1 protein-coding gene is annotated in these 1834 nt (G+C 51.5%); it reads left to right on the top strand.

Annotated elements, in window-relative coordinates:
• Positions 1-2: 2 nt before the first annotated feature.
• A complete protein-coding gene (locus DW089_RS06695; RefSeq protein ID WP_118286965.1) occupies positions 3-434 on the top strand; it encodes a YbjN domain-containing protein in 432 nt (143 codons plus the stop codon).
• Positions 435-1834 lie beyond the last annotated feature (1400 nt).

The raw sequence follows: 1834 nt of genomic DNA, 5'->3' as shown, positions 1-1834 counted from the left end.
CAATGAACAAGAAAGCAGAGAATTTTCAAGCCTATCTGGACAAAGCAAAACTGAAGGACTTTACCCGTGAGGAAATCGCCAAAGACCCCGTGGACACCGTCGTGTTCCGCTCCCACCTGGCCCTGGAAGAAGCCCGGATCCCCGTGATCCTGATCCTGGACAAAAGCGTCTATGGCATCATCCGCCTGCTGGTAACCCCCAAAGCCCAGAAGAAAGAAAACGAAGCTGACCTGCTGAAACTGATCAACCAGTACAACCGCCAGTACAAAGCCTTCAAGTACTACCTGGACGACGCCGGCAACCTGGTACTGGACGTCAGCGTCCTGCTTCCCGACGACAAAGTAGATGGCGGCCTGGTCTATGGCCTGTTCCAAAGCCTGGATCAACATTTGAAAGAAGCATATCCCAAGTTCATGAAATTGATTTGGAAGTAAGAGAATATTGTAGGAAAAGTGCAATAAGCGAAACAGGCGGCCGTGAGGCCGCCTGTTTTGTATTGAAATTTTGTTCTCTTTGAGGTTGGATTGGGTGGTGCGGACCACTACTAATATGGGTGCGGGCCCATTCGGGAATCCTTGATGGTGTTCGCAATGTTTGCCTTTCCGTTCTCTTTGGGGTATATTTTCAAAAACGCGACGGAGCGCTGATTGTTTTTGAAAACACAGCCCGCAGAAACGGTGTACCACAAGCTGTAATCAGGCTAGTACTGGCAAATTTGTTGCAGATACTTTGGGTGGATTTGCGCTGCCACTCTATCGTATCCTTACTTTGGGCATGGGCCACTGAAGTGCCGACACCTTACAAAAACCGGGACCCGCAAGGGCCTATCAGGACGACGATGAAGACTCCAGGACACTACGGAGTGGCAGTTACATTGCTCAAGTTTGTTTTGTGTGTATTCGCCCCGCCGAAGCGGCGGGGGAGAAGGGACCTACCGCCACCCTGCGTTCCAATACACGATAGAGGTTCCGCTACCCCCGCGAGGAACGCACGGTGACGACTTCCTCGTTGGTGATTCGCTTCGCAATCACGAGGTTTCATCCATAAAAATGGCTGAAACCAGCAACGAGGCAGATAACTTGATTCATCACCAATTCCATTCCTCTCGATAGGCTAGTTCTAGAAGTCTGTTCCTGCAGGCCCCAACCGCCTTCCTGGCGTCAGGCACCTTCCCCACCTTGGACCATTGTGGGGTGGAGAAGGCAAGCGGCCGGAGGCCGCAAAATATGGGTGAACTTCCTCAGTCATCCCTACGGGCTGACGGCCCCTACAACGCTTTGCGCTCATATCCAATTCTAAAGGCTATATGCCGCAGAGAATTGGTTAATATGAGCCATGTGATAGCGGCCTGCAAAGCGAACCTGGAAGGTGAAGCTGAGCAGCATGCCGCGAACCACTCAGGGGCCAGGCTTAGGCCCATACGAGTCATGTGCTAAACGGGTTTTGAGAAAAGAATTACGATAGGTAAAAAAATTCTACATCTATCCCCATCTAGAACTGGACCAGCAGCGATATAGAACGCTTCCTGCAAGCGTTGCGGCCGCATCCAAACATCCCCACAGGCATCCAAAGGATGTTTGGTCAATAAGGCCCATGCGACAGCCGTCCAGGAGCCAAGCCTGCAAGGCGATGGCGAATGGAATACGGCGAACCGCTGTAGGAAGTGGTGCCGGTAGGCACCGATAGAAGTTCATCAAAGCTTTTTTTCGCGGCGCTAGCGCCGCATATGCCTTCCACTTACCAGTGCACTGCTCGTGCACTGGAAAAGAGGAAGGTACCTGACGTGGTATGCTATGAATAAAGTAGACTGGCATATAGTTAAACCTCCTGGATT

The organism is Acidaminococcus sp. AM05-11, assembly GCF_003472805.1.
Taxonomy (GTDB): Bacteria; Bacillota; Negativicutes; order Acidaminococcales; family Acidaminococcaceae; genus Acidaminococcus; species Acidaminococcus hominis.
Note: the sequence above shows the minus strand (reverse complement) of the source record. Positions and strands in the feature narration are given on the sequence as shown.